General features: G+C 65.8%; 26 protein-coding genes. 5 read left to right on the top strand and 21 right to left on the bottom strand.

Annotation, left to right across the window (positions count from 1 at the left end; translation table 11 throughout):
* Positions 1-2: 2 nt before the first annotated feature.
* The 10 genes from HT136_RS02730 to HT136_RS02685 form a co-directional block, all read right to left on the bottom strand.
* The gene (locus HT136_RS02730) at positions 3-920 is read right to left on the bottom strand and encodes an efflux RND transporter periplasmic adaptor subunit (protein WP_214197579.1); all 918 of its coding nucleotides are present in this window, start codon (positions 918-920) and stop codon (positions 3-5) included.
* The gene (locus tag HT136_RS02725; protein WP_214197577.1) at positions 917-1,132 is read right to left on the bottom strand and encodes a DUF1656 domain-containing protein; all 216 of its coding nucleotides are present in this window, start codon (positions 1,130-1,132) and stop codon (positions 917-919) included. The genes HT136_RS02730 and HT136_RS02725 overlap by 4 nt, the downstream gene beginning before the upstream one ends.
* Positions 1,129-3,198, bottom strand: coding sequence for an FUSC family protein (locus tag HT136_RS02720; RefSeq protein WP_214197575.1), 2,070 nt, complete (start codon positions 3,196-3,198; stop codon positions 1,129-1,131). Before HT136_RS02720 ends, HT136_RS02725 begins: the two co-directional genes overlap by 4 nt.
* Complete coding sequence (locus HT136_RS02715; RefSeq protein WP_246543298.1) at positions 3,195-3,602, bottom strand: MarR family transcriptional regulator; 408 nt, start codon at positions 3,600-3,602, stop codon at positions 3,195-3,197. The genes HT136_RS02720 and HT136_RS02715 overlap by 4 nt, the downstream gene beginning before the upstream one ends.
* A 153-nt stretch (positions 3,603-3,755) precedes the next feature.
* Positions 3,756-4,274, bottom strand: a complete 519-nt coding sequence (locus HT136_RS02710) for a L,D-transpeptidase family protein (RefSeq protein ID WP_214197570.1) — start codon at positions 4,272-4,274, stop codon at positions 3,756-3,758.
* Positions 4,275-4,346: 72 nt separating this feature from the next.
* Complete coding sequence (locus HT136_RS02705; RefSeq protein WP_214197568.1) at positions 4,347-5,636, bottom strand: adenylosuccinate synthase; 1,290 nt, start codon at positions 5,634-5,636, stop codon at positions 4,347-4,349.
* Positions 5,637-5,834: 198 nt separating this feature from the next.
* A complete protein-coding gene (locus tag HT136_RS02700) occupies positions 5,835-6,959 on the bottom strand; it encodes an ATP phosphoribosyltransferase regulatory subunit (RefSeq protein ID WP_214197566.1) in 1,125 nt (374 codons plus the stop codon).
* Between the two features lie 194 nt (positions 6,960-7,153).
* Positions 7,154-7,858 (bottom strand): sulfotransferase family 2 domain-containing protein, encoded by a 705-nt coding sequence (locus HT136_RS02695; protein ID WP_214197559.1) that lies wholly within the window; start codon positions 7,856-7,858, stop codon positions 7,154-7,156.
* Between the two features lie 191 nt (positions 7,859-8,049).
* The gene (gene serA, locus HT136_RS02690) at positions 8,050-9,636 is read right to left on the bottom strand and encodes a phosphoglycerate dehydrogenase (protein WP_214197557.1); all 1,587 of its coding nucleotides are present in this window, start codon (positions 9,634-9,636) and stop codon (positions 8,050-8,052) included.
* Between the two features lie 126 nt (positions 9,637-9,762).
* Entirely contained in the window at positions 9,763-10,896 is a 1,134-nt protein-coding gene (locus HT136_RS02685; RefSeq protein ID WP_214197555.1) for a phosphoserine transaminase, read from the bottom strand.
* Between the two features lie 208 nt (positions 10,897-11,104).
* On the opposite strand from HT136_RS02685, the gene HT136_RS02680 reads away from it, so the two are divergent.
* Positions 11,105-11,770 (top strand): extensin family protein, encoded by a 666-nt coding sequence (locus tag HT136_RS02680; RefSeq protein WP_214197553.1) that lies wholly within the window; start codon positions 11,105-11,107, stop codon positions 11,768-11,770.
* Positions 11,771-11,799: 29 nt separating this feature from the next.
* Here HT136_RS02680 and HT136_RS02675 read toward each other — a convergent pair whose 3' ends face one another.
* The 7 genes from HT136_RS02675 to ykgO all read right to left on the bottom strand — a co-directional run bounded on the left by HT136_RS02675 (position 11,800) and on the right by ykgO (position 17,570).
* The gene (locus HT136_RS02675) at positions 11,800-12,237 is read right to left on the bottom strand and encodes a hypothetical protein (protein WP_214197551.1); all 438 of its coding nucleotides are present in this window, start codon (positions 12,235-12,237) and stop codon (positions 11,800-11,802) included.
* Between the two features lie 201 nt (positions 12,238-12,438).
* Complete coding sequence (locus HT136_RS02670) at positions 12,439-13,203, bottom strand: proteasome-type protease (RefSeq protein WP_214197550.1); 765 nt, start codon at positions 13,201-13,203, stop codon at positions 12,439-12,441.
* Between the two features lie 91 nt (positions 13,204-13,294).
* Entirely contained in the window at positions 13,295-14,167 is an 873-nt protein-coding gene (locus HT136_RS02665; protein ID WP_214197548.1) for a transglutaminase family protein, read from the bottom strand.
* Positions 14,168-14,175: 8 nt separating this feature from the next.
* Positions 14,176-15,123, bottom strand: a complete 948-nt coding sequence (locus HT136_RS02660; protein WP_214197546.1) for an alpha-E domain-containing protein — start codon at positions 15,121-15,123, stop codon at positions 14,176-14,178.
* Entirely contained in the window at positions 15,123-16,565 is a 1,443-nt protein-coding gene (locus tag HT136_RS02655; RefSeq protein ID WP_214197544.1) for a circularly permuted type 2 ATP-grasp protein, read from the bottom strand. Before HT136_RS02655 ends, HT136_RS02660 begins: the two co-directional genes overlap by 1 nt.
* Positions 16,566-16,718: 153 nt before the next feature.
* On the bottom strand, positions 16,719-17,342 hold the full coding sequence (locus HT136_RS02650; protein ID WP_343222087.1) for an HAD family hydrolase: 624 nt from the start codon (positions 17,340-17,342) through the stop codon (positions 16,719-16,721).
* A 102-nt stretch (positions 17,343-17,444) separates the two neighbouring features.
* Positions 17,445-17,570: a type B 50S ribosomal protein L36 gene (gene ykgO / locus HT136_RS02645; protein ID WP_123152541.1), complete on the bottom strand. Its 126-nt coding sequence runs from the start codon at positions 17,568-17,570 to the stop codon at positions 17,445-17,447.
* Between the two features lie 244 nt (positions 17,571-17,814).
* On the opposite strand from ykgO, the gene HT136_RS02640 reads away from it, so the two are divergent.
* The 3 genes from HT136_RS02640 to HT136_RS02630 all read left to right on the top strand — a co-directional run bounded on the left by HT136_RS02640 (position 17,815) and on the right by HT136_RS02630 (position 20,564).
* On the top strand, positions 17,815-18,696 hold the full coding sequence (locus HT136_RS02640; RefSeq protein ID WP_214197542.1) for a DUF4136 domain-containing protein: 882 nt from the start codon (positions 17,815-17,817) through the stop codon (positions 18,694-18,696).
* Between the two features lie 96 nt (positions 18,697-18,792).
* Complete coding sequence (locus HT136_RS02635; protein WP_214197540.1) at positions 18,793-19,407, top strand: DUF4136 domain-containing protein; 615 nt, start codon at positions 18,793-18,795, stop codon at positions 19,405-19,407.
* Between the two features lie 14 nt (positions 19,408-19,421).
* Positions 19,422-20,564: a M14 family metallopeptidase gene (locus HT136_RS02630; protein WP_214197539.1), complete on the top strand. Its 1,143-nt coding sequence runs from the start codon at positions 19,422-19,424 to the stop codon at positions 20,562-20,564.
* Positions 20,565-20,597: 33 nt separating this feature from the next.
* On the opposite strand, the gene HT136_RS02625 is transcribed toward HT136_RS02630, so the two are convergent.
* The 4 genes from HT136_RS02625 to HT136_RS02610 all read right to left on the bottom strand — a co-directional run bounded on the left by HT136_RS02625 (position 20,598) and on the right by HT136_RS02610 (position 23,131).
* Entirely contained in the window at positions 20,598-21,281 is a 684-nt protein-coding gene (locus HT136_RS02625) for an RBBP9/YdeN family alpha/beta hydrolase (RefSeq protein ID WP_214197537.1), read from the bottom strand.
* Positions 21,282-21,444: 163 nt separating this feature from the next.
* Positions 21,445-21,900, bottom strand: a complete 456-nt coding sequence (locus HT136_RS02620; RefSeq protein ID WP_214197535.1) for a cytidine deaminase — start codon at positions 21,898-21,900, stop codon at positions 21,445-21,447.
* Between the two features lie 2 nt (positions 21,901-21,902).
* Positions 21,903-22,619: a glycoside hydrolase family 25 protein gene (locus tag HT136_RS02615; RefSeq protein ID WP_214197533.1), complete on the bottom strand. Its 717-nt coding sequence runs from the start codon at positions 22,617-22,619 to the stop codon at positions 21,903-21,905.
* 29 nt (positions 22,620-22,648) lie between these two features.
* Entirely contained in the window at positions 22,649-23,131 is a 483-nt protein-coding gene (locus HT136_RS02610) for a UPF0262 family protein (protein WP_214197531.1), read from the bottom strand.
* 144 nt (positions 23,132-23,275) lie between these two features.
* Between HT136_RS02610 and HT136_RS02605 the strand changes: the two genes are divergently transcribed.
* Positions 23,276-24,805: a replicative DNA helicase gene (locus tag HT136_RS02605; RefSeq protein ID WP_214197529.1), complete on the top strand. Its 1,530-nt coding sequence runs from the start codon at positions 23,276-23,278 to the stop codon at positions 24,803-24,805.
* Positions 24,806-24,847 lie beyond the last annotated feature (42 nt).

Below are 24,847 nucleotides of genomic sequence, written 5' to 3'. Positions count from 1 at the left end.
TCTCACGGCTGCACCTTCCCGACTTTCGCCGCGACGGGCCGGTCTTTCCGGACCGGCGCGGGCTCGACCGTCACCGTCGCGGTGCGCCCGAGGACCAGGCGAACGTCCTTGGGCACGTCGATCAGCTTGACCCGCACGGGGATGCGCTGGGGCAGGCGCACCCACGAAAAGGTCGCCTCGACGTCGGGCAGGAGATTGCTGGCATCGCCGCGCGAACTGTCGCTGATACCCGCCGCGATGCTTTCGACACGGCCCTTGATGTCGCGGTCCTCGCCCATGAGGTGCACCACCACCGGCGCGCCGATGCGGATCATCGGCAGCTTGGTTTCCTCGAAATAGCCCTCGACGCGCAGCGAGGAGCGGTCGACCAGCGCCATCGCCTGCTTGCCCGCGGCGAGATAATCGCCCGGGTGCAGGTCGAGGTTGGTCACCGTGCCGTCGACCGAGGCGTGGACTTGCGTGCGCTGGAGATTGAGCTCGGCCCCGTCGAGCGCGGAGCGCGCCTCGGCCAGTGCCGCCTCGGCGGTCTGCACGCGGGCAAGGTTCTGTTCGTGGGTCTCGGTGGCGACGAGATCGCCGAGCGCGCGGTCGCGGTTGGCCTCGCGGCGCGCTTGCGCCAGGGTCGCCTGCGCGCTCGCGACGCTGGCCTGCGCCTGCTGGACCGCGAGCGTGTAGCGCGGCTTGTCGATCACGAAGAGCAGGTCCCCGGCCTTGACCAGCTGGTTGTCGCGCACCTCGACCGAAGTGACGAGGCCCGAGATGTCGGGGGTAACCCGCACCACGTCGGCGCGCACGCGTCCGTCGCGGGTCCAGGGCGTGTTCTCGTAGTGGTTCCACATCCAAACCGCGATCACGATGGCGACGAGGACGATGACGATGGTGGCCGCGCTGCGGCCGAGCATGGCGAGTGTGTTTTTCATGGAGCGAACCCGAAATGGGGGGCAAGGAAGGCGACGGCGCCAAAGACGATGACGTAGAGCGCGAGATCGACGAGAGCGCGGTAGGCGACGAACCGGTAGAACCCGAAGTGGTTGATCACCCGGATCAGCAGCACCGTGCACAGCGAGGCGATGATCCCGAAGACCAGCAGCGACGGCACGAAGATGCCGTTCAGCGAATATTCTCCGTTCATGCAAGGACTCCGGTCAGCGGGGCCATGGCCGTAAACGGCGGGGCGTCGGGGAAGAGATTTCGGCGCAAGGTGACGAGCGGCAGCGCCGCGCGCCGGCGCAGCGATTGCTGGGCCGCCGCGCAGAACTGGTGCAGCGCCGCGTCGATGCGTGCGAGCAGCTCGGGATCGGCGGCGCGGCGTTCGTCGGGTTCGAGCGCGCGGTAGTAACCGGCGACCCCGGCGAGCACATCGGTAATGCCCTGCCGCTCGGCGGGCGGGATATCGAGCCTCAGCAGGCGCAATTCGCCCACCGCCACGCCCGTCCGCAAATCCTGGAGCACGTCATAAAGCGGTTCGCCCGGCGCCTTGCCCGTCGCCATCAGGCGCGGGGTCAGCAGCGCGAGACGGTCGAGCATGCGCGATATCCAGGCGTTGACGTTGGGGGGCGCCATGCGGTTGGCGCGATCGGCCATGTCCTGCCAGCCCGCGCGCATCGTGCGCGCGATGGCGTGCTCCACCCCGGCCGCCTGAAGAAGACGGACCATGACGAGCGCGAATAGCACCGCGCCGAGCTGCGCGATCTGCCCATTCACGAACGTGGAGAAGTCGATGATCCGGAAGGATTCCGAGACGATGAACGGACTGCCGAGGCCCAGCAGCGCGGGCAAGGCGAAGCCCAGGTAGCGCGGCACTGTCATCATCGCGCCCAGGATCAGCAGCGGCGGGGCCATCGCCGCGACCATTTCCGGAAAACCGTTGAGCATGGGCAGGATCGCATAGCCATAAAGCGCGCCCAGCACCGTGGCGATCGCGGTGCCCTTGAAGAAGCCGAGCACCGGCGGCAGGGAATTGTCCATCGCGGCAAAAAGCGAGAGGAAAACCGCCGCGAGCATGACGAAAGTCCCACCCTCGTCCCAGCCGAGGCCGATCCACAGCGTGCAGCCCAGAACGATCGTGATGAAGGCTCCGGCCCCGCCACGCAGCGCCCCCCAATAGTCGCGGTGGAGCGGCCGCTCGCCCGCCCCTTCGAGAAGCGGCCCCACGCGCACGGAGACCGGACGACGGTCGAGCGTGGCGATCTGGCGCGCCAGCACCCGGCAATTGAGGTGCGCGTCGATCATCTGCCCCACCCGCGCGAGAAGGCTGACGCGCACCAGCGCGAGCCAGTCGCTCTGCTCCGAAATCTCCGGCTCGAGCGCGGCGCTGCGCTGCTGCAGGGTCAACCCGGTCGCCTCGCTCGCTTCGAGCGAAGCGTCCTCAAGGCTGGCGATCCAGTTCCGAACGTCGGCAAGGAGCGCTTCCTCCTCGCTGCTTAGCGCGTCGCTCGCACGCAAGGTGCGCACGCGATCTGAAATCGCCGCGCACAAGGGCAGGAGCTGTGAAAGATTGTCCTGCAACGCACGCACGGCGCGGATGCGCGGCGCGGGGCGGCTGGTCTCGAAGGGAAGATGGATCGAGAGCTGGTGCAACTCGGTGATGTCCTGGGCCAGGCGGCGACGTTCGACTTCCAGCTCGGCGCTCGGATCGAGCTGGAGGGCATCGCGGCTCCAGGTCTCGGCATCGCGCAGGATATCGTCGGCACGGCCGAGCAGGAACTTCGAGATCGAATTGGGAAAGACCACGCCGTGGATCAGCGCCGAACACAGGATGCCGATGGCGATTTCCTGCGTGCGCAGCGCGGCGATGGTAAAGATCTCCTGCGGGGCGCCCACCGTCGGCCAGACGATCAGACAGGCCGTGTAGCCCGAGAGCACGAACATGTAGGAGGTCGGCTTGCGATCGAGCATCGAGACGAAGACGCAGAACCCCGTCCACGTCGCCATGGCCAGCACCAGCACTGGCGGATTGGCGACCAGCGGCGGCACGATCACCACCGCCATCGTCGCCCCGACGAACGTGCCGATCAGGCGGAACAGCGCGCGCGAGACGACCGCACCTGCAAAGGGGCCGGACACGATATAAGCGGTCAGGAAAGCCCAGTAGGGACGCTCCATCCCGATCGAGAAGGCGACGTACATCGCCAGCACCGCAGCCGCGAAGCCTTTCAGGCTGAACAGCGCGGCATTGATCCCCCAACGTTGCGTCACGCTCGCCCCCGCCTCTCGGTTATGCGGGCCGATACGCGCTCGAGAACGCGCACCACTGCCCCGAGTTCATCATCACTGATACCCTCGAGCAATTCTGCGCGCAATTCCATCAACCTGGCATCTATCCGGCGCGCCAGGCGCGCCCCTTCCGGCGTAAGCAGCAAACGTTTGGCGCGGCCGTCGTCGGGATCGGCCTCGCGCTCGACCAGTTCGGCGCGTTCGAGTTGCTGCAAGGTGCGTACGAGCGAGGCCTCGGTAATGCCGATTTCACGCGCAAGATCCGACTGGCGCGCCCCCAGGCCGAGGCGCTCGAGGTGGAGCAGTGCATAGCCCGTCGAGTTCGAAATCTCGAGCGAGGCCAGCACACGGTCCGCCAGCTGGCGCCAGATCCGACCCAAGGTCATGACATGCGCCGGCAAAGCGGCGGAAAGTGTTTCGCGGTTCGGCATGAGCGCTTAGTTAGGCATCTAACTATTTTTGGCAATCGTGCACGCGGTGCAATTTGGTGCTTGTTGATGCCGCTTTATGCAATCGAGCCGCATGCCTTCCTGAGCTCGCTAGGGCACGATCTCGATCGGCGTCCCGTCGCCCACCACCTGCCAGAGGAATTCGATCTCGGCGTTCGAGACCGCGATACAGCCGTCGGTCCAGTCGCCCGGTACACGCCCCCCAGCCCGGTCGTTGGGCTGTCCGTGGATCATGATCATGCCGCCTGCCGAGCGGCCTTGCGCCCGTGCATAGGCGCGATCCTCGGCGTTGGGATAGGAGATGTGCAGCGAAAGATTGTAGGCAGAGCGGGGATTGCCCCAATCGATCACGTAGCGGCCCTCGGGGGTCCGCTCATCGCCTTCGAAACGCTTGGGGCCAACCGGCGCGTCGCCGAGCTGGATACCCTCGATGACCCGGACGCGGTGCCCGCCCTCGCCCGGCACGCCCTGCCAGAGTTCAAGCCGCCGCGCCGCTTTCTCGACGCGCAGATAATCGACTGCGGGCAGATCGGTGGGAGCCTGCGACATAGCCGGTCCCGTCAGCAGGCCAGCCGCCAGAATCGGAAGGATCGGAACACGCCCAGGCATGTCCCGATCCTATCAGCTACGAACCGGCTCGCCAGTGCGTAAGCGCACGGACCGCCAAGCACCCGGTTGTGATCAGTCCGCGAAAGGATCGCGCACGAGGATCGTGTCTTCACGTTCGGGGCTGGTCGAGACCAGCGCAACCGGCGTCTCGATCAGTTCCTGCACGCGCTGGATGTACTTGATCGCCTGCGCAGGCAGGTCCGCCCACGAGCGCGCGCCCGCGGTAGTGCCCTGCCAGCCGTCCATTTCCTCATAGATCGGCTCGACACCGGCCTGGTCGGCGGCGTGGCTCGGGAAGTAGTCGAGCACCTTGCCATTGAGGCGGTAGCCGGTGCAGATCTTCACCTTCTCGAAGCCGTCGAGCACGTCGAGCTTGGTCAGCGCGATGCCCGTCACGCCCGAAATGGCGCAGGACTGGCGGGTGAGCACCGCGTCGAACCAGCCGCAGCGGCGCTTGCGACCGGTGACGGTGCCGAATTCATGGCCGCGCTCGCCCAGCCGCTGGCCGGTCTCGTCCTCAAGCTCGGTCGGGAACGGGCCCGAGCCGACGCGCGTGGTGTAGGCCTTGACGATGCCCAGCACGAAGCCGGTCGCCGAAGGGCCGAGACCCGACCCGCTCGCCGCGGTGCCCGAAACGGTGTTGGAGCTGGTGACGAAAGGATAAGTGCCGTGATCGACGTCGAGCAGCACGCCCTGTGCGCCCTCGAACAGGATACGGGCCCCTGCCTTCTTCACCTTGTTGAGACGGCGCCAGGTCGGCCCGGCGAACTGGAGCACGAACGGCGCGATCTCGCGCAGTTCGTTCAGCAGCGCCTCGCGGTCGATCGGCGGCTGGCCGAAACCGGCGCGCAGTGCGTCGTGGTGCGCGCAAAGACGATCAAGCTGCGGCTCGAGCGCGTCGAGATGCGCGAGGTCGCAGACGCGGATCGCGCGGCGGCCGACCTTGTCCTCGTAGGCCGGGCCAATGCCGCGGCCGGTGGTGCCGATCTTGCCCGCGCCAGCGGCCGCTTCGCGCAGGCCATCGAGCTCGCGGTGGACGGGAAGGATCAGCGGGCAGTTGTCGGCGATCGCGAAGTTGTCCGCGTTGATCTCGACGCCCTGGCCGCGCAGCTTCTCGACTTCGGACTTGAGGTGCCAGGGATCGAGCACCACGCCGTTGCCGATGATCGACAGCGTGCCGGTGACGATGCCCGAAGGCAGCAGCGACAGCTTGTAGACCTGCTCGCCCACGACGAGCGTGTGCCCAGCGTTGTGGCCGCCCTGGAAACGCACGACCGCATCGGCCCGGCTAGCCAGCCAGTCCACGATCTTGCCTTTGCCCTCATCGCCCCACTGGGCGCCGATCACCGTTACGTTTGCCAACGCTTCACGCTTTCACTGCTGATTGAAGTACCGTCGCGCGCCCTAAGCCAAGGCGCCCTCCAGAGCAAGGTTCGCGGGCCACTATCTGCAATAGAATTGCCACGAAACCCATCCCCCGTGCGATTGTATTGCCGTAAATGCGTCAGGTGCTGCGTCTTGCCCCCTCGCACCGGCGCGAATCACCCCGGCGCCTCCCGCTCAAAGCGGGACGGCTTCGGCTCCTTGCAAGACATGGCTGCACCCGAGCGCCTTGCCATCGTCCGCATCCGAGAGCGCGGCCAGCGTGATCCAGCCCACCGCGCGCTGCTGGGCGGCGATGCGCGGGTCGTGGCCGAGCGGGAGGAACAGGCGCTTGGGCTCCTGCGAGCGCGCGGCGAGTGCCTCGATCAACGGCTCGGGATAGAGCGAGAAGCCGGTTGCGGCCTCAGGCTCTTCGCCAGCCTGACCCAGGATCTGGTAGGTACCGCCACGGCCCAGGCTCCCCGAGAGGCCCTCGGCGTAGATCGTGAAGCCGAACCAGGACTGGTATTCGAAGCCATGCCGCTCGGAGGGGTCGAGCGTGAGGCGCGCCTTGCCCGCAACGCGTCCGGCGATGGCGCGAAGCCCCTCGATCCGGCCGGCAAGAACACCGCCTGCGTCGAAGTCGGCGAGACGCTCTATCGCGCTTTCGAACGGCCCCACCGCGTAGAGCAGCGGCAGATAGCCCTCGCCGCCCGCATCGACGAGACCGCCCGCGTCCTTGGCGTCGAGCATTTCGCGCACCTGGCCAATCTTCGCCGAGGGCAGTGGCAGCGGCCCCGCGCTCAACGTGTCGACGAGGTCGGGCAGCGTGAAATCCACCGAAATGCCCGTGGCCCCCGCCGTCGCCAGTGTCTCGATGGCAAGTTCGACGATCTCGGCCGCCGCGGCCACGGTGTCGGTACCGATGAGTTCGGCACCGATCTGGAGGCGTTCGCGCGCGGGATCGAGCCCATCACCCTTGATCGTGCTCACCGACCCCGAATAGGACAGGCGCAGCGGCCGCGGCGCGTTGGAAAGGCTGGTGGCGGCCATGCGCGCGACTTGCGCGGTCATGTCCGAGCGCAGTGCCAGGAGCCGCAGCGAGGCAGGATCGACGAAGCGGAACATGCGCCGCACCTGGACCCCCGCCATCCGGCTGGCGAGCGACTTCTCGAATTCGAGCAGGGGCGGCTCGACCCGCGCGTAGCCGTGGCCCGCCAGGACGTCGTGGCCCACGCGCCGCACGTGCTGGGCAGCCTGTGCCTGCGCGGGCAGTCGGTCACCAAGGCCTTCGGGCAACAGGTCGCGGTCGGTATCCTGCATCTGAACGTTTCCAAACTCCACTGGCCGATCCGGAAAGAGGCATTCACGCCCGTTCCGTTTCACGGCGCCGGGCGCGGGCCGGAAGCGGCCACGCCCTTGTTCGGGTCGAGCCTATAGGGCCAGCAAGGCGGATTCAGCAAGCCAAGAGCCCACGCTGCGCAATTCTGTTCGCGCGAGGGCCGCCTTGCCCCGTTTCAGTTGCGCGTCGCCGCGATCAACGCGTAGTCGTCGCGGTAGAAATCGCGCACGAACGCCTTCTGGCGCGCGGTCAGTTCGACTTTTGCCCTGCGCCCGCTGTTGAGGCAAGGAACCTCCTGAATCGTCTCGAGGCCAGCGTACTCGCGGATACGGTCGATCTGGTCGTAGCAGATAAGATGGTCGACCCCGAGCGTACCGCACCCTTTCGTCACGTACCAGGACTGGGGTCGGAACATATGGTCCATCGCGAAGAGATCACGGCACTTTTCCATGTGCCGGATAGCGCAGTCGAAGCTTTCGAAACGGGCGTAGCGCGCGCGGAACGGCGTTGCGACCTGCCGGTCGCGCGTGCCGCCGGCACTGGCGTAATGGAAGGCCGAAACGAAGCGTTCGACCGGATCGCGCAGGATCGCAAAGCTGGGAAGCGCAAGCACGTCGGGCGCAACCTGGCGGTAATAGTCAACCGTGCTGTGCTTGACCTGAAGCCCATACAGGGTTTCGCAGATCGATGTTCCCGCGTTCTTGGGTACGTGGATGAAGAGGATCCCGCGCTCCCGGATCGCCTCGATCATGCGGCGACGTTTGGCGTCGATCGGCGTCGGGCCCGGCCAGCGCGCCATGCGCTCGGGCACGTCGCTGACCAGCCGGACGCCCAGCGAAGAGGCGATCACCTTGTTCAGACCGGACTTGCCTGCCTGCATTGCTCGGACCCAAACCATGGGGCGAGTGGTCACACGCAACGATTGCGCAGGTATTGCAACGCGTTTCATCGAGGTTGCAACGTTGCGAGCCGGCCCTTGCTCCCGTGCAACATACGCGAAAGGGGCGCGCCCGTCGCAGGCACGCCCCTTCCTGTCGTTTAGGCTCGTGCGGCGTCAGCGCCGCACGCAGGTCAGACGAACTTGAGCGCCTTGACCAGCTTCACGCCCGGCAGGCCTTCGGCGGCCTTGAGCACGTCTTCGGGAACCGCGCTGTCGACCGAGAGCAGCAGCACGGCTTCGCCGCCGGTCTCGCGGCGCCCCAGATTGAAGGTGCCGATGTTGATGCCGTTTTCACCGAGCAGCGTGCCGATGCGGCCGATGAAGCCCGGCGCGTCCTCGTTGACGATGTACATCATGTCGCCGGTGAGCTCGGCCTCGACCTTGATGCCGAACAGCTCGATGAGACGCGGGTCGGTGTTGTTGAACAGCGTGCCGGCAACCGAACGCTCGCCCGCATCGGTCTTGACCGAAACGCGCAGCAGCGTGTGGTAGTTGCCTTCGCGCTCGGTCTTCACTTCACGCACTTCCAGGCCGCGCTCCTTGGCGAGGTAGGGGGCGTTGACCATGTTCACCGAGTCCGACTGGACGCGCAGGAACCCGGCGAGAACCGCCGCGACCATCGGCTTCATGTTGAGCTCGGCCGCCGCGCCCTCGGTGTGGATCGAGATACGGGGAACCGAATCGCGGGTCAGCTGGCCGACGAGGCTGCCGAGCTGTTCGGCGAGCTTCATGTAGGGCTTGAGCTTGGGCGCTTCCTCGGCCGAGAGGCTGGGCATGTTGAGCGCGTTGGTGACGCCGCCGTTGACGAGGTAATCCGAGAGCTGCTCGGCAACCTGCAGAGCCACGTTGACTTGCGCTTCGGTGGTCGAGGCGCCCAGGTGCGGAGTGCAGATGAAGTTCGCGCACTCGAACAGCGGCGATTCCTTGGCAGGCTCGGTCTGGAACACGTCGAGCGCGGCACCGGCAACATGGCCGCTGTCGAGCAGGGTCTTGAGCGCGTGCTCGTCGATCAGGCCGCCACGCGCGCAGTTGACGATGCGCACGCCCTTCTTGGTCTTGGCCAGGTTGTCTTCCGAGAGAATGTTGCGGGTCTGCTCGGTCAGCGGCGTGTGCAACGTGATGAAGTCGGCCTTGGCAAGCAGCGTGTCGAGGTCGGCCTTCTCCACGCCCATTTCCACGGCGCGCTCGGGCGTCAGGAACGGATCGTAGGCGACGACCTTCATCTTGAGGCCGAGCGCACGGCTGGCGACGATCGAGCCGATGTTGCCCGCACCGATGAGGCCGAGCGTCTTGCCGGTGACTTCGACGCCCATGAAGGCGTTCTTCGGCCACTTGCCTTCCTTGGTCTGCGCGTTGGCTTCGGGGATCTGGCGGGCCAGCGCGAACATCATCGCGATGGCGTGCTCGGCGGTGGTGATCGAGTTGCCGAACGGGGTGTTCATCACGACCACGCCCTTGCCCGAAGCGTAGGGGATGTCGACGTTGTCGACGCCGATGCCGGCGCGGCCGATGACCTTGAGGTTGGTCGCGGCGTCGAGGATTTCCTTGGTGACCTTGGTCGAGGAACGGATGGCAAGGCCATCGTATTCGCCGATGCGGGCAATCAGCTGCTCGGGGGTTTCCCCGGTGATGACGTCGACGTCGCAGCCGTTCTCTTCGAAGATACGCGCGGCGTTGGGGTCCATCTTGTCGGAAATGAGAACCTTGGGCTTGGTCATTTTACAAATTCCTTGTCGTCGTCCCGCGCGTCCTGAAGCGGACGGCTGGCAGGGAACACAGGCCGCATCGTGCAGTGCCTGCGGAAAAGCGGTCCCGGCACGGAGGGCCGGGACACAGCGACAAAATCAGGCAGCGGCCTTGACGGTGGCGTAGGCCCAGTCAAGCCAGGGACCGAGATCCTCGATGTCCTGGGTATTGACCGTGGCGCCGCACCAGATGCGAAGGCCGGCGGGCGCATCGCGGTAGCCGGCGACGTCGAAGGCGGCGCCTTCCTTCTCGAGGGCGGCCGCGAACTTCTTGATGAAGTCGGTGTCCGCGCCTTCGACGGTGAGGCAGACCGAAGTCTTCGAACGGGTTGCCGGATCGGCGGCCAGGTGGCCGAGCCAGTCGCGCTCGGCGACGATCTTGTCGAGCGCTGCGGCGTTGGCGTCCGAACGCGCCTTGAGGCCTTCCAGGCCGCCCAGATCCTTGGCCCATTCAAGCGCGAAGATCGCGTCTTCGACCGCCAGCATCGAGGGGGTGTTGATCGTCTCACCCTTGAAGATGCCCTCGATCAGCTTGCCGCCCTTGGTCATGCGGAAGATCTTGGGAAGCGGACGATCGGGGGTATAGCTTTCCAGGCGCTCGACCGCACGGGGGCCGAGGATCAGGACGCCGTGGCCGCCCTCGCCGCCCAGCACCTTCTGCCAGGAGAAGGTGCAGACGTCGATCTTCGACCAGTCGATGTCATAGGCGAAGACGCCCGAGGTCGCGTCGGCGAAGGCGAGGCCTTCACGGTCGGCGGGAATGAAGTCGGCGTTCGGAACGCGCACGCCCGAAGTGGTGCCGTTCCAGGTGAAGAGCACGTCGTTGCTCCAATCCACCTGGGTCAGGTCGGGCAGCTGGCCGTAGTCGGCGCGGATCACGGTGGGATCGAACTTGAGCTGCTTGGCCACGTCCGTCACCCAGCCCTCGCCGAAGCTTTCCCAGGCCAGCGCGGTCACCGGCTTGGCACCAAGCATGGTCCACATGGCCATCTCGAAGGCGCCGGTATCGGAACCCGGGACGATGCCGATGCGGTGCGTATCGGGAAGCTGCAGCACTTCGCGCATCAGATCGATGCAGTACTGAAGGCGCGTCTTGCCGATCTTGGCGCGGTGCGAGCGGCCCAGCGATTCGATAGCGAGTTTTTCGGGGGCGAAGGTCGGCGCCTTGGCGCAGGGACCCGACGAGAAATGCGGACGCGCAGGCTTGCGCGCCGGAACCGTAATATCAGTCATTTAAGACTCTCCTCACAGAGAGCACGCGCGGCGTTGGGACCGCGTGGCCCGCAGCCGCATCTAGTTGGTCTGGCGATCTTGTCAAACGATTCCCGCGCCCGGACGAAAGTTCATCCGGACGAACCGAATACCAAGGGGCTGATTTTCATGATTTTCCCAGACACGAAGTAACCTCGCGTTAACCACCTCGATGCGATACCCTGCGGCCATGCGCAGACATCTGCTCATCCTGCCTCTCGTGGCGACGCTCAGCGCCTGCATCGGCAGCCCGCAAGCGCCGGCGCCCACGCGCAAGACCGCGCACGAGGCGACGCGCACGTTCAGCACCAGTCCTGCCTATGGCCAGTGCCTCAGTTCGCTGAGCGCCCAACACGTGAGCTACCAGCCCCTGCCCGACCAGTATTTCGGCAATGGCTGCTCGAATGTGAATGCGGTGCGCCTTTCCAGCCTGGCCAGCGACACCGCCTCGCTCGGCCTTACCAACCTAGGCCCCGTCACCTGCTCGATGGCGACCGGCTTCGCCGGCTGGGCGCGTTTCGGGGTCGACCGCGCCGCCGAGCAGATCCTCGGCAGCCGGATCGCACGGATCGAGACCTTCGGCAGTTACAACTGCCGCAACGTGGCCGGCACCAGCAAGCGCTCGGGCCACGCGACCGCAAACGCCATCGATGTCTCGGGTTTCGTGCTCGACGACGGACGCCGGATAACCGTCCTCAACGACTGGAACGGCGGTACCCCGGCCGAGAAGCGCTTCCTGCGCGTTGTGCACGAAAGTGCCTGCAAGCGCTTCGGAATGGTGCTCGGCCCCGACTACAATTCGGCCCACACCAACCACTTCCATCTCGAGGCGAGCGGCGGCAGCTACTGCCGCTGATCGCTCGGGCTGCGGCCAGAAGGTCCGGGTCAGCTGCCGAACGCGCGCAACTGGAACGGGCGGGCGATGTCGAGCATGACTTGCGCCGTCGCCTTGGCGCGGCAAGCGGGACGCGTTCGGATCATGACCCGCGCCCGGCACAGGATCAGGGTGTCGATCAGGCGCCAGTCCTCGGCCCATTCGGCGTAGATCGTCGAGAGGCTGGGAGGCAGATAGCCGATACAGTCGCCCGCGATATGAACGGCGATCCGGTTGCGGCAGAGGCTGTCGCCCCGCGTCTCGACAAGCCGGGCGAGAAAATCGCGCCCCAGCACGCCGGGCCCTTCCCCCAGGCCCGAACCACCGACAAGAACCCGCCCCACCCCTTCGCCACAGGCGAGCGCGGGATGGCGTCGTTCGAGGCAGACGACCTCGTGGGTGTATTGCCCACGCCCGTTGAGGAAATAGCCTTTTCCCTTGCCCTGCACGTCCCCCAGAAAACAGACCGGGGCCGCCGTCGGCGCGTGCCTCCTCCCCCGTGCCAACCGAAACAGACCTAGGCCCATCCTGCGTCCCCTTCCCATCTGGAGTGAAGACGGCAGGTTAGCAGCCCTGACAAGGAATTAGTTTACGCAGTTAAACGTCTTCGCAGCCAAAATGGATCGAAACGAGACCCGCGAACGACCTGGTCAGGACGCGATGTCCTGCAGGAGCGGGTCCATGCGATAGTCGGGCAAGGCGTCGAGCGCCTGACGAAGCGCCTCCCCCCAACCGTCCGAAACGGCCTGCAGATAAGGGTCGCCCGCCTCGATGCGGCGCTCGTGAAGCGGCTCGAAGCGGTCGCGCTCGATCACCAGCAGGTCGAGCGGGAGGCCGACCGAAAGATTGGCCTTGAGCGTGGAGTCGAACGAGACGGTGAGCAACTTGACCGCAGCCTCGAAACTCATGTCGCGCTGGTAGCCGCGCAGCAGGATCGGGCGACCGTACTTGGTCTCGCCGATCTGGAAGAAGGGCGTGTCGAAGCTCGCCTCGATGAAGTTGCCTTCCGGGTAGATCATGAAAAGGCGCGGCTCCATGCCGGCGATCTGCCCCGCCACGATGATCGTCGCGCTGAAGGTGCCCGCTGCGGCGCGCTGGCCGGTGTCCTCGACCCGGCTGGCAATCGTCTCCTGGAGCAGATTGCCCACGATCGTCGCGACCTGGAACATCGTGTCGGCATCGAGCAACGAATTGTGCCGCTCGCAGGGCGCCTTGTTGCGCTCCTCGAGCTGGCTGATCACCGACTGCGTGGTGGCGAGGTTGCCCGCGGTCATGATCGAGATGATTCGCTCGCCGGGAACCTGCCAGTGGTACATCTTGCGGAAGGTCGAGATGTTGTCGACGCCCGAATTGGTGCGGGTATCGCTCATGCACACGAGCCCACGCTCCAGCATCATGCCCACGCAATAGGTCATCGAACGTCTTGATCCTGCATTGTTTTCAAGTCCTCGCCGAGGTTTCGGCGAAGCTTACGCCCCTGTTCGTATCAACGGGCGCGCAAGCCCATCATAGAGGACCCGAACCCGCCTGCCGCTGCGACCCATCACTGGATTGCTGCTGCTGCTGACTCCCTAGCAGCTTCTCCGCGACCGACAAATGCACATCGAGACTCGTCGCACCGCCGCCACGCGAAATACCTGTAACCGGGGCGGCCTCGCCATAGTCGCAACCCGAAGCTACGCGAATGTACCTTTCGTCGGGGCAGACCTTGTTGGAAATGTCGAAGCCCACCCAGCCGAGACCGGCGACGTAGCCTTCCGCCCAGCCGTGCCCGGCTTCCTGCTCCTCGCGGTCATCCATCTTCAGATAGCCGCCGACGTAACGCATCGGGATATCGGCGAGGCGACCGGCGCTGATGAAGATGTGCGCGTGGTCCTGGCACACCCCCTTGCCCGCCGCGAGCGCGTCCTCGGCCGTGGTCGCGCTGTCCGTCGCACCGGGGACGTAGGCGACCTGATCGGCCACGACCCGCGAAAGCGCGTGCAGGAAGGCAAGCGGATCGGCGCGGTCGGCATCGACCGAGGCGACGAGCTGCCTCAGCTTGCTCCCGGCTTTCGTCAGTGCGGTCGGACGCAGGAAATACCACAAGGGAACGAGCCCCGTATGCGGGCCGATGACCCCGTCGTTGCCCGAGGTCTCGACCAGGCCCTGGCAGGTCACGACGACTTCCTGCACACCCGGCTTCAGCGCGACGAGTGCGGCATGATTGTTGTGCTGATCGTCGTACTCGGCCTCAACCGTAGCGCCGACGAGCTCCATCGACCATTCGAGGATCTCCTGCCCGTGCGTCGACTTGGGCTTTAGGCGCAGGCGTTGCAGGCCGTGAGCGACGGGTTCCTCGAAGAGGTAACGGGTCTTGTGCGAAACACTGAGAAGCACGGGTCTCCTTACTCGGTAAAGCGGTAGTCGGCCGCGATCACGGCGCCGACCGCGTTGGTCGCGGTAATGAATTCCTGGAGGAACTCGTGGAGCCCCTGTTCGAAGATCTTGTCGACGTCGAGCTGGTGGAGCCGCGTCAGCGAATCGCGCAGGAGTTCGTGCGCCGAGGTCTCGCAGCCATATTCCTTGGCCAGTCCCGCGAGACTCGCCTGGAGGTTCTCCGCGCAGAACACCAGGCTACGCGGGAACTGCGCGTCGAGGATCAGGAAGCGGGCAATCTCGCGCGGGTCCATCGAGCCTGCATTGAGCCACGAGAAGGCGCGGTTGCCGGCGACCGAGCGCAGCAGCGTGTCCCACTGCTGGTTGTCGAGGTTCGAGCCGACCCAGGCCGTGGAGGGAAGCAGCACGTAGTACTTCACATCTAGGATTCGCGCGGTGTTGTCCGCCCTCTCGATGAAGGTGCCGATGCGCGCGAAGTTGTAGACCTCGTTGCGCAGCATCGTGCCGTCGAGTGCGCCGCGCACCATCTGTCCGGTCTGGCGGATCGCGGAGAGCACTTCGCCCAGGTTCGTCTCGCGCACCGGGCGCGAGAGCATGTCGCGCAGCGTCATCCAGCCTTCGTTGGTCGCCTCCCACACCGCGTTGGTGATGCTGGTGCGCACCACCCGCGCGTTGGTACGCGCGTATTCGAGCATGTTGAGCACCGAGCCGGGGTTGTCGCGGTCGCGCAGGATGTAGTTGAACACCTGCGCGCCGGAAAAGTCCGAATGGCTCGCCTCGTAACCCTCGATCAGGCCTGCGGTGGTAAGCACCGAGCGCCACTCGTCGTATTGCGAATCCTTGCTTGAACTGGTCAGCGCGAGATGGAAGCCGACGTCGATCAGGCGCGCGGTGTTCTCCGCCCGCTCGAGGTAGCGGGCCATCCAGTAGACGCCATTGGCTGCACGACCAAGCATCAGTCCTCCAGCACCCAGCTGTCCTTGGTGCCGCCACCTTGCGACGAATTGACCACCAGCGATCCTTTCTTGAGCGCGACGCGCGTCAGCCCGCCAGGCGTGATGTCGATGCCATCGGGCGAAACCAGCACGAAGGGGCGCAAGTCGACATGGCGCGGGGCCAGCCCTTCGCGCGTGAAGATGGGGACGGTCGAGAGCGAGAGCGTGGGCTGGGCGATGTAGTTCGCCGGACGCGCCCGCAGCTTCTCCTCGAATGCAGCCAGCTCCTTCTTCGAGGAGGTCGGTCCGATCAGCATGCCGTAGCCGCCCGAACCGTGGACTTCCTTGACCACCAGATCCTTGAGATTGTCGAGCACATAGGCGAGCGAATCGGCTTCCGAACAGCGCCAGGTCGGCACATTGTCGAGGATCGGTTTCTCGCCCGTATAGAACTCCACGATCTCGGGCATGTAGCTGTAGATCGCCTTGTCGTCGGCGATGCCGGTTCCCGGCGCGTTGGCGATGGTGATGCCGCCCGAGCGGTAGACATCCATGATACCCGCCACGCCCAGCACCGAATCCGGATTGAAGGTGAGCGGATCGAGATAGTCGTCGTCGACGCGGCGGTAGATCACGTCGATCGCCTTGTAGCCCGTCGTCGTGCGCATCGCGACGCGCCCGTCCATGACGCGCAGGTCGCTGCCCTCGACAAGTTCGGCGCCCATCTGGTCGGCCAGGAAGGCGTGTTCGAAATAGGCCGAATTGTAGATGCCCGGCGTCAGCACCGCCACCACCGGCCGCTTGCCACCCGCACCCTTGTAGGCCGCCGGGGCGCAGGCACGCAGCGAGCGGGCCAGGCGACGCGGGTAGTCCGAAACCGGGCGCACCGGGATCTTGGTGAAAAGCTCGGGGAACATCGCCATCATCGTCTCGCGGTTCTCCAGCATATAGGAGACCCCCGAGGGCGTGCGTGCGTTGTCTTCCAGCACCATGAATTCGTCGGGCCCGGTCCGCACCAGATCGATGCCCACGATATGCGTGTAGACCCCGCCCGGCGGCGTGAAGCCGATCATCTGCGAGAGGAACGCCTCGTTGTTGCGCAGCGCCTCGATCGGCAGACGTCCGCTGCGAATGATCTCCTGGCGATGGTAGAGGTCCTGGAGAAAGGCATTGATGGCCCGAACGCGCTGCTCGATGCCCTTGGTGAGCTTGCGCCATTCGCGTGCCGTGATGATCCGGGGGATCATGTCGAAAGGTATTAGACGCTCTTCGGCGTCGGCTTCACCGTAAACATTGAAAGTAATGCCAATACGACGAAAGAAACGCTCGGCTTCGCCGTCCTGACGTCTTAGCCAAGTTTTGTCCTGCGCATCGTACCAATTGCGAAAATCAGCATAGGCGGAACGAACTGTTCCATCCTCATTGAGCATTTCGTCAAATTTCGGCGCGTTCGTCGTCGACATCGTGACTCCCGTTTGACCATGTGATGCAACATCGAACGGGACTTGCCAAGGACCCTCGCTGCGCGTGCGAAATTAAAATTCCGCAGGCGCAGCGACAGGGTAAAACGCGAGGCCGGAACGGGTTCCGGACGAAGGTCGGGGAATTGCGGGAACTCAGCCCAGCAGCCCGCGCGCGACGAGGTCGGCGCGCAGCGTGGGCGCATCGCGGAAGTGGTGCACGTTCCAGCCGAGCGCGGCGGCAGCGGCGATATTGGGCGGGTTGTCGTCGATGAACAGCATTGCCTCGGGTGCATGCCCGAAGCGCGCGGCGGCAAGGTCGAAGATGCGCCGGTCGGGCTTGGCGATCTTCTCGTCGCCCGAGACGACGATGTCACCGAAGAGATCGAACAACGGTTCGCCCGCACGGTATTCACGCCAGAAGGGCGAAGCGAAATTGGTGATCGCAAAGAGCGGCAGCCCCGCCGCGGCAAGTTCGCGCACGATGGCGTGGGTGCCCGGAACGTTGCCGGGTATCGTCTCGAGAAAGCGGGTCGCGTAAGCGTCGATCAGGTGATCGTAGCCGGGAAACTCGGCCTTGCGCTCGGCGACGAGTTCGGCGAGCTCGCGCCCTTCGTCGTGCTGGTGGTGCCAGGCTTCGGTGATCACCGTCGAACAGAACCAGTCGAGTTCTTCGGGATCCGCGATCAATTGCGCGAACAGAAGGCGCATGTCCCACTGGACGATGACGCGACCGACGTCAAAGACGACGGCATCGATGGAAACACGAACTTGCGACACGACAAAACCCCCGCGCGATGGCGGGGGCCTGATATGTCAACGCATAGACCGACCGCCGTGAAATCCCCGCCGCAGGACTGCAGCGGGGTCAGGCGATTCGAATCAGCCCTGGCGCGCCTTGAAGCGGGGCTGCGTCTTGTTGATGACGTAGGTGCGGCCACGGCGACGGATCACGCGGTTGTCGCGGTGACGGCCCTTGAGCGACTTGAGGCTGTTGCGAATCTTCATGTCTTGTCTCGTCCAGGTTGGTCAGGCGGTTACCGACCGCCGGAAATTTGAAGTCGGCCCGTTACTGGCTGGCTGGCGCGGAGTCAAGCTTGACGCCACGCCCGCGAGAGCCCAGCAGCGATGAAATTGTCGCAAAACCGTCGCGCCGGGGCTTATTCATCGGCCATCAAGGCGGATCGATGCTAAGCCACCTTCGGGTGCCTCCACAAGCCGAACATTGGCCAAGCCAAGGAAAGAACCTTCCGTGCCAGATACGAATCGCCGGGTCGAAGACAAGACCGTGCGCCGCCGCCTGCCCCGCCTTGCCCGTACGGGCCTGGCCCTGGCGCTGGGAACGCTGGCCTGCACGCCCGCCCTGGCCCAGCCCGGCTGGGGTGGCTGGGGTGGATCGGGATGGGGAGGACGCGGCGGCTGGGGCCGATCGGCCTGGGATTCGCCGATGCCGATGCCCCGCTCGTCCGCCAGTTCCCGGGATCCGCGCGACGGCCGCGTCCAGGTCAGCCGCTTCGTGCGCGCGGACGGCGCCGCCGAAATTCTCGGCCACGGCTCGATCAAGGTCGTTTCCGAACAGAAGGATGGCCCCGAAACCGACTGGGTCGGTCCCGACCGGCGTTCGCGCTTCGAGGCGGCCGTCGTCAATTCGCTGGTCGGCGCGGGCTACGACACGCTCAACACCGCCGGCGCCGATACCCAGGTCGCCGAAGTGACCATTCACCAGCGCGTCCTCGTCCCTGCAGAGGGCAAGCGCAATCCGGTCAGCGGCGCGGCGGCAATGTCGGTGGGCACGTACGGGCAGTCTTATGGCCTGGCCGTCAACGTCGACCTAACCAAGCCACGCACCGCGCTCGTCTCCACCCGCATGGACCTGCGCATCCGCGACCGCGCCGACGGCAAGGTCCTGTGGGAAGGCAATGCCGAAATCGCCACCTACGAAGGTGACGACAAGTGGAGCGATGCGGCGATCGCGACCAAGCTTTCCGATGCCCTTCTCGACGGCTTCCCCGATGGCCAGCCGGTCACCGTGCCGGTCACCGAGATCGGCATCCCTCCGCAGACCCGGGCGCAGGGCGACGACTTCGGCGCAAGCCCCGAGGAGATCCCCGCAGAGGCCGCCAGGCACGACTGACACGACTTGCATCCCCTGCCCGCTTCCCCCACATCGAGGAGACCACCGCTTCCATTCGAGCGGTGCGCCCATTCCTCGAGCGGAAGCACGAACGCGATGCAAAGGCTGCCTATTTTCTTCCGTTCGCTGAGCGCGGGTGGCGCTCTCGCCCTTCTCTCCGCCTGCGCGACGACGCCTGCCCCCGGCCCGGTCGAAGTGACACGCTTTCACCGCATGAGCGCACCGGCCGCGAACCTGGGCACGATACGCTTGGTGATCGCCGAGACCCCGGAAGCTGGTCCGCAGGACAACATCTACGCGCAAGCCGTCGCTCACGAGCTGGAGCGCATCGGCTTTCGCATCCTGCCCGCCGCGAACACCACGACCACGCGCGTGGCGCGCCTAACGCTGCTGCAAGAGCGCCACCGGCCCGAGCGCAACGGCTCGCGCGTCGCGGTGGGCGGAGCGGGCACCACCGGCACTTATGGCTCGGGCGTGGGCCTCGGCCTCAGCATCGACCTTTCCGGACCGCCCGCCGAACAGATCGCCACGCGCCTCTCGCTCACCATCGACGATGCCGCGAGCGGCGAACGCCTTTGGGAAGGCCGCGCGCAGCAGGTCGTCTCGAGCAAGTCCGCCATGGCGCAGCCCGACGCCAGCGCCGCGCGCATGGCGCATGCCCTGCTTGAAGGCTTTCCCGGACAATCGGGCCAGACCATCCTCGTGAAATGACAGAAAAGTTGAATATGAGCGACATCCAGATCCACTCCGCCTTCGATTCCGGCAACATCGAGGTCCTCTCGATCGACGGCGCCAGCGCTCGCCTGGCAATTCGGCGCGATCACCAGTCCGATTTCGCGCAGTGGTTCCACTTTCGCGTCTCGGGCGCCGCGGGGCGCGAACTGACACTGACGATCACCGGCCTCAACGGCTCGGCCTATCCGATGGGCTGGCCCGGCTACGACGCCTGCGTCTCGGAAGACCGGGCGCTGTGGACCCGCACCCCCTCGACCTGGAGCGAGCAGGACGACGGCGGCAGCCTGACGATCCGCTATACGCCCACCGACGACCTTGCCTGGTTCGCCTACTTCGCTCCCTATTCGATGGAGCGGCACCACGACCTCGTCGCCGACGCCGCGCAGTGTGATGGCGTGACCTTGCGCACGCTCGGCACGACGCTCGACGGCCAGCCGATCGATTGCCTGGAGATGGGCGAAGGCCCCGTCAGCGTCTGGCTCTACGCCCGCCAGCACCCTGGCGAATCGATGGCCGAATGGTGGATGGAAGGGGCGCTCGACCTGCTGACCGATTCGTCCAATTCGACGGGCCGCGAACTGCGCAAGCGCGCAACGCTCCACATCGTGCCCAACTGCAATCCCGACGGTTCGGCCCGTGGCCACTTGCGCACCAACGCGGTGGGCACCAACCTCAACCGCGAATGGGCCCAGCCCACTCCCGAAAAATCGCCCGAAGTGCTCGCGATCCGGGGGGCGATGGACGAGACCGGCGTTGACTTCGCAATGGACGTCCACGGCGACGAGGCGATCCCGGCGGTGTTCCTCGCCGGCTTCGAAGGCATCCCCTCGCTGACCGCCGAGCAGAAGGCGGGCTACGACCGCTTTGGCGAGCTGCTCGACCGACGCACGCCCGATTTCCAGCGCAAGCTCGGCTACCCGGTGGCACCGGCGGGCAAGGGCAACCTTGCGATGTCGACCAACCAGGTCGCCGAACGCTTCGGCGCCGTCGCGATGACGCTGGAAATGCCGTTCAAGGACCATGCCCCCGCCGCCGACGCGCGCCAGGGCTGGAGCCCCGAACGCTCGATGCAGCTGGGTCGCGATTGCCTGGCCACGCTGCTCGAATGGCTGGAGGAACGTGACGCCGCCTGACCCGGCGACGTCACGAACCACGCTTTCAGCGCATCAGCACCACACCACGTGCGCGAGCGGGTCGGGCAGTCCGGCCCGCCCGCGGGTGCGCGCATGGACCGGTCGCAGCGGCGCCTCGCGGACGGGGCGCGGCCGCACGATCGCATTTTCGGGCTCGTCGAGCGACAAACCGAGGACCGACTGCAGCATCGCCCAGCCGCGCGGCCAGGGCCCTTGCGCGAAATCGCACACCGGGCAGGCGCCCCAGTCGCGGGTCAGGCGCATGATCGCGCGCTGGTAGTAGTTGTCGCCCAGAGCATGCGCGACCACGAACGTGCGGAAGGGCATTTCCTGGCGCGGGATGGCGCCGAAGCGGGCGACGCGCGGGTCGAGGCCAGGCCGGTCGACATCGGGCGGATTGACCACGAAGGCCCCGACCACGGGGCTCTGCGATCCGACCCTCTCGTACTCGACCCACCAGGCGAGCGCGAGCGCGGCGACGTCCTCGGTGACGAGGACGACCGGTCGCTCGCTGCGCCCGATGGCGAGGTTGAGCTTGTTGACCCAGGTGTTGCGATGGGGCTCGTCCCACATGCCCAGTTCGACGATGCGGCAGTGCCGGTTGCGCTGGGCCCAGTGCCACATCCAGTGCGCGGGCGTCAGCGGTCGAGCGGGGATGAGCAGCACCTCCACGTCGGTGCGGCGCGGATCGAAAGCGGAATGGCGATAAGGAGTCATTGGAATCTCCATCCTGTTGAAAGGGGATTCGCCGGTCGACTCGGTATACGTCCCGACTGGGGACAGCCATATTATCAATTCAAAAAGTAGACAATGTGTTTGCGGCCAAGCGATCAGCTCGAAAGCCAGTCGGAAGCCGCGCGGTTGGGCGGGAATACGCCTGTCAGGCGAGGTTCGCAGGGCCGAAAGCGTGGGGAATCAACGTCGAAAGGCGCTCTTCGAGAATACCCTGCGCGCCGTCGCTCCAGACCACCGGATCGGTGCCGCCAAGCTGCGCGACTTCGTTGAGCATCTGGCGACACCGGCCACATGGCGTCACCGTCATCCCCTGCCCCGGCGCGCCGGGTGCCCCACCCGTTACCGCGACGGCGAGCAACTGGCGAGCCTCGCCCTTTGCCGAGAGAATCTTGGCCACCGCCACGGTCTCGGCGCAAAGCGAGAGGCCATAGCTCGCGTTCTCGACATTGGCGCCGGTCACCACCGTGCCGTCGGCCATCAGCAGGGCGGCACCGACGTGGAACTTCGAATAGGGGGCATAGGCCCCGCCAGCCGCCTCGCGCGCGCTTTCCAGGAGGCTCTCGCGGCGGTCCGCCAACTCGGAATCGGTCATTTCGCTCATGGTCAGGGCCTTAGCACGAGCCAGCGCAGATCGCTCGTGGCGATCTCGGTCGCCAGCGCCCCGTTCGCGGTCCACAAGGTCCAGGCCCGTCCGGCGTAGTCGGGCACGAAACGGTCGCGCACCAGCCACAAGTTGCGATCGAGCTTGCGCGCGATCGTGTAGCGCGCCTGGAAGCGCGCGGTGACCTTCAGGATCGTCGGCTTGCCGGTATGCGCCTCGACCTGGTTGAGGAAGGTCATCAACTCGCTCTCGACACGCGCGTCCGAGACGTTCTGCGGGCAATCGTCGGCCAGTTCGTCGAGTTCGACGGCGGGCGGCAGCAAGTCTGCCTCGCGCGGGACGATAGTCACGAAATTGGCCGCCTGTTTCTCGGCCGGCTGGCAGGGATCGTAGCGGTGGACCGCGCCCACCTGCATGCCCGCACTGCGCGCCGCCTCGAAGTTGGCCACGAAATGCGGGTCGCGTCCACTGGCGCTCGCGCTGGCATCGATATAGGCGAAGTCCGCGCCGATTGCCTTCAGCGACTTCCAGCTCACGTTCCCGTCCTGCGCGCCGATCTCGACGCCTTGTGTAGGGTAGATCGCGCGGTCGGGCAGCCAGTGATGGACGTGGTACCAGGCCCAGCCCCCACCCGCGAGCGCCATCGCCAGCAACACCGCGATGCACCGCAGCAGCCAGCCGACGGATACGGCCGTGCCCTTCTTCGTTCGCGCTGTCATGGTAAATTGCGTCCCGGTACTCTGGCTGTTCAACCGCGTATATGCAGGACGCAGATCAAGGTAAACAGGCGCCTTGCGGTGGGAAAGTCGGTTTCCACCTTCCCCTCGAGTCGCTCGATCAGAAGTTCGGCCGCATCGTTATGTATACCGCGCCGGGCCATGTCGATCGTCTCGATCTCTTGCGCGGTAGCCTTGCGAATCGCCTGATAGTAGCTCTCGCAAATCGCGAAGTACTCGCGGATCGGGCGACGGAAACGCGCGAGGCCAAGGACCAGGGTCTCGAGTTCGGTGCCCGCCTCGTCGGAAACTTCCATCGACAGGCGCCCGTCGCGCACCGAAAGCAGCAACCGGTAAGGTCCCTCATGGCCGCTCTCGAAGGGGCGCAGCGGCTTGAACAGGTTGTCCTCGATCAGGTCGAAGATCGCGATCCGGCGCTCCTGCTCGATATCGGCGTTGCGCCACAGGATCGTGGTATCGTCGAGTTCGATATGAGAGATGCGCGGGTCCGCCATGGTTCAATGGCCTTACGCGCTTGCGGCATTGCCGGGCAACCCTGAGCTTTGGAGGGCGCGGTGCCACCATCCACAAGCTGGGGAAAAAATTCACGCCGCTGGCCCCTTGTCGCATCGCGGGGAGGAGCCCATTGAAGGCAGCTTATGGCACAGCAGGACGTACTCAGACTCGCCGAGGTATCGGACGATGGCGCGAAAGCCGCGCGCACCCTTCCCTCGAACGTCGAGGCCGAGGCCGCGTTCCTGGGTGCGGTGCTGATCGACAACCGCGTCATCGAGGAACTCCAGACCCAGCTGGGGCCCCAGCACTTCTTCGAACCGGTCCACGCGCGCATTTACGAGCGCGTGCTCAACCTGCTCGACCGCAAGGCGGTGGTCACCCCGGTCACGCTGCGCCCCTACTTCGAGGCCGACGAGCAGTTGAAGGCGCTGGGCGGCGTTGCCTACCTCGCGCGCCTGACTGCCGACGGCCAGGGCCTGCTCGCCCCGCGTGAACTCGCCGACCAGATCTACGACCTCGCGCTTCTGCGCGAGCTGATCACGGTGGGCCGCGGCCTCGTCGAAGGGGCCATGGACACCTCCGAATCGGTCGATCCGCAGCAGCAGATCGAACAGGCCGAAGCCGCGCTCTACCAGGTCGCCGAAGGTGCCGCCTCGGCCAACGAGGCCAAGACCTTCTCGGCCGCCACGCGCACCGCGATCTTCAACATCGAGAAGGCGTTCAACTCGGGCGGCAACGTCTCGGGCAAGACCACCGGCCTCACCTCGGTCAACCAGAAGATCGGCGGCCTGCACGATTCCGACCTCATCATCCTGGCCGGACGCCCCGGCATGGGCAAGACCTCGCTGGTCACCAACATCGCCTTCAACACCGCGCAGCGCTACGTCGACGACACCGTGCGCGACGGTATCGAGCACGCCAAGTCGGTGGGCGCCCCCACCGCCTTCTTCAGCCTGGAAATGAGCGCCGACCAGCTCGCGACGCGTATTCTCGCCGAGCAGTCGGGCATCAGCTCCGAAGCGCTGCGCATGGGCAAGATCAGCCGCGAGGACTTCCAGCAGCTCTCCTTCGCGAGCCAGCGCCTCGCCGAACTGCCGCTCTACATCGACGATACGCCGGGCCTCTCGATCGCCGCGCTGCGCACCCGCGCGCGCCGCCTCAAGCGCCGCTACAACATCGGCCTCATCATCATCGACTACCTCCAGCTCCTTTCGGGCTCGGGCCGCGCCAACGACAACCGCGTGAACGAGATCTCGGAAATCTCGCGCGGCTTGAAGACGCTCGCCAAGGAGCTTGAGGTTCCGGTGATCGCGCTCTCGCAGCTCAGCCGCGCGGTGGAAAGCCGCGAGGACAAGAAGCCGATGCTCTCCGACCTTCGCGAATCGGGCTCGATCGAGCAGGACGCCGACATGGTCTGGTTCGTCTTCCGCGAGGACTACTACGTCAACGCGACCGAACCCAAGTACCCTGCCGAGGGCGACCCGCAGGACGTGATCGACAAGTGGGAAGCCTGGCGCCAGAAGATGGAGCAGGTCACCGGGCTTGCCGAACTGATCGTGGCCAAGCAGCGCCACGGTTCGACCGGCCGCGTGCGCCTGAAGTTCGAGGCGCGCATCACCAAGTTCTCCGACCTCGCGCCCGACGACATGCGCGCGGCTTTCGACGACGACTGAGCCGGCTCCGGGGCTTTCACCCCGGCCCCGCCCCCTGCCTCG

Source organism: Novosphingobium profundi (genome assembly GCF_018491765.1).
Classification (GTDB): Bacteria; Pseudomonadota; Alphaproteobacteria; order Sphingomonadales; family Sphingomonadaceae; genus Novosphingobium; species Novosphingobium profundi.
The sequence above is the reverse complement of the archived record's forward strand: the minus strand, read 5'-3'. Positions and strand labels throughout refer to the sequence as shown.

Bases quoted from the DNA above. Each gene is read 5' to 3' on its own strand.
- HT136_RS02730 (WP_214197579.1), bottom strand. From the start codon at position 920: ATGAAAAACACACTCGCCATGCTCGGCCGCAGCGCGGCCACCATCGTC.
- HT136_RS02725 (WP_214197577.1), bottom strand. From the start codon at position 1,132: ATGAACGGAGAATATTCGCTGAACGGCATCTTCGTGCCGTCGCTGCTG.
- HT136_RS02715 (WP_246543298.1), bottom strand. From the start codon at position 3,602: ATGACCTTGGGTCGGATCTGGCGCCAGCTGGCGGACCGTGTGCTGGCC.
- HT136_RS02710 (WP_214197570.1), bottom strand. From the start codon at position 4,274: ATGCCTGGGCGTGTTCCGATCCTTCCGATTCTGGCGGCTGGCCTGCTG.
- HT136_RS02700 (WP_214197566.1), bottom strand. From the start codon at position 6,959: ATGCAGGATACCGACCGCGACCTGTTGCCCGAAGGCCTTGGTGACCGA.
- HT136_RS02695 (WP_214197559.1), bottom strand. From the start codon at position 7,858: ATGCAGGCAGGCAAGTCCGGTCTGAACAAGGTGATCGCCTCTTCGCTG.
- serA (WP_214197557.1), bottom strand. From the start codon at position 9,636: ATGACCAAGCCCAAGGTTCTCATTTCCGACAAGATGGACCCCAACGCC.
- HT136_RS02685 (WP_214197555.1), bottom strand. From the start codon at position 10,896: ATGACTGATATTACGGTTCCGGCGCGCAAGCCTGCGCGTCCGCATTTC.
- HT136_RS02680 (WP_214197553.1), top strand. From the start codon at position 11,105: ATGCGCAGACATCTGCTCATCCTGCCTCTCGTGGCGACGCTCAGCGCC.
- HT136_RS02670 (WP_214197550.1), bottom strand. From the start codon at position 13,203: ATGACCTATTGCGTGGGCATGATGCTGGAGCGTGGGCTCGTGTGCATG.
- HT136_RS02660 (WP_214197546.1), bottom strand. From the start codon at position 15,123: ATGCTTGGTCGTGCAGCCAATGGCGTCTACTGGATGGCCCGCTACCTC.
- HT136_RS02655 (WP_214197544.1), bottom strand. From the start codon at position 16,565: ATGTCGACGACGAACGCGCCGAAATTTGACGAAATGCTCAATGAGGAT.
- ykgO (WP_123152541.1), bottom strand. From the start codon at position 17,570: ATGAAGATTCGCAACAGCCTCAAGTCGCTCAAGGGCCGTCACCGCGAC.
- HT136_RS02635 (WP_214197540.1), top strand. From the start codon at position 18,793: ATGCAAAGGCTGCCTATTTTCTTCCGTTCGCTGAGCGCGGGTGGCGCT.
- HT136_RS02630 (WP_214197539.1), top strand. From the start codon at position 19,422: ATGAGCGACATCCAGATCCACTCCGCCTTCGATTCCGGCAACATCGAG.
- HT136_RS02625 (WP_214197537.1), bottom strand. From the start codon at position 21,281: ATGACTCCTTATCGCCATTCCGCTTTCGATCCGCGCCGCACCGACGTG.
- HT136_RS02620 (WP_214197535.1), bottom strand. From the start codon at position 21,900: ATGAGCGAAATGACCGATTCCGAGTTGGCGGACCGCCGCGAGAGCCTC.
- HT136_RS02615 (WP_214197533.1), bottom strand. From the start codon at position 22,619: ATGACAGCGCGAACGAAGAAGGGCACGGCCGTATCCGTCGGCTGGCTG.
- HT136_RS02610 (WP_214197531.1), bottom strand. From the start codon at position 23,131: ATGGCGGACCCGCGCATCTCTCATATCGAACTCGACGATACCACGATC.
- HT136_RS02605 (WP_214197529.1), top strand. From the start codon at position 23,276: ATGGCACAGCAGGACGTACTCAGACTCGCCGAGGTATCGGACGATGGC.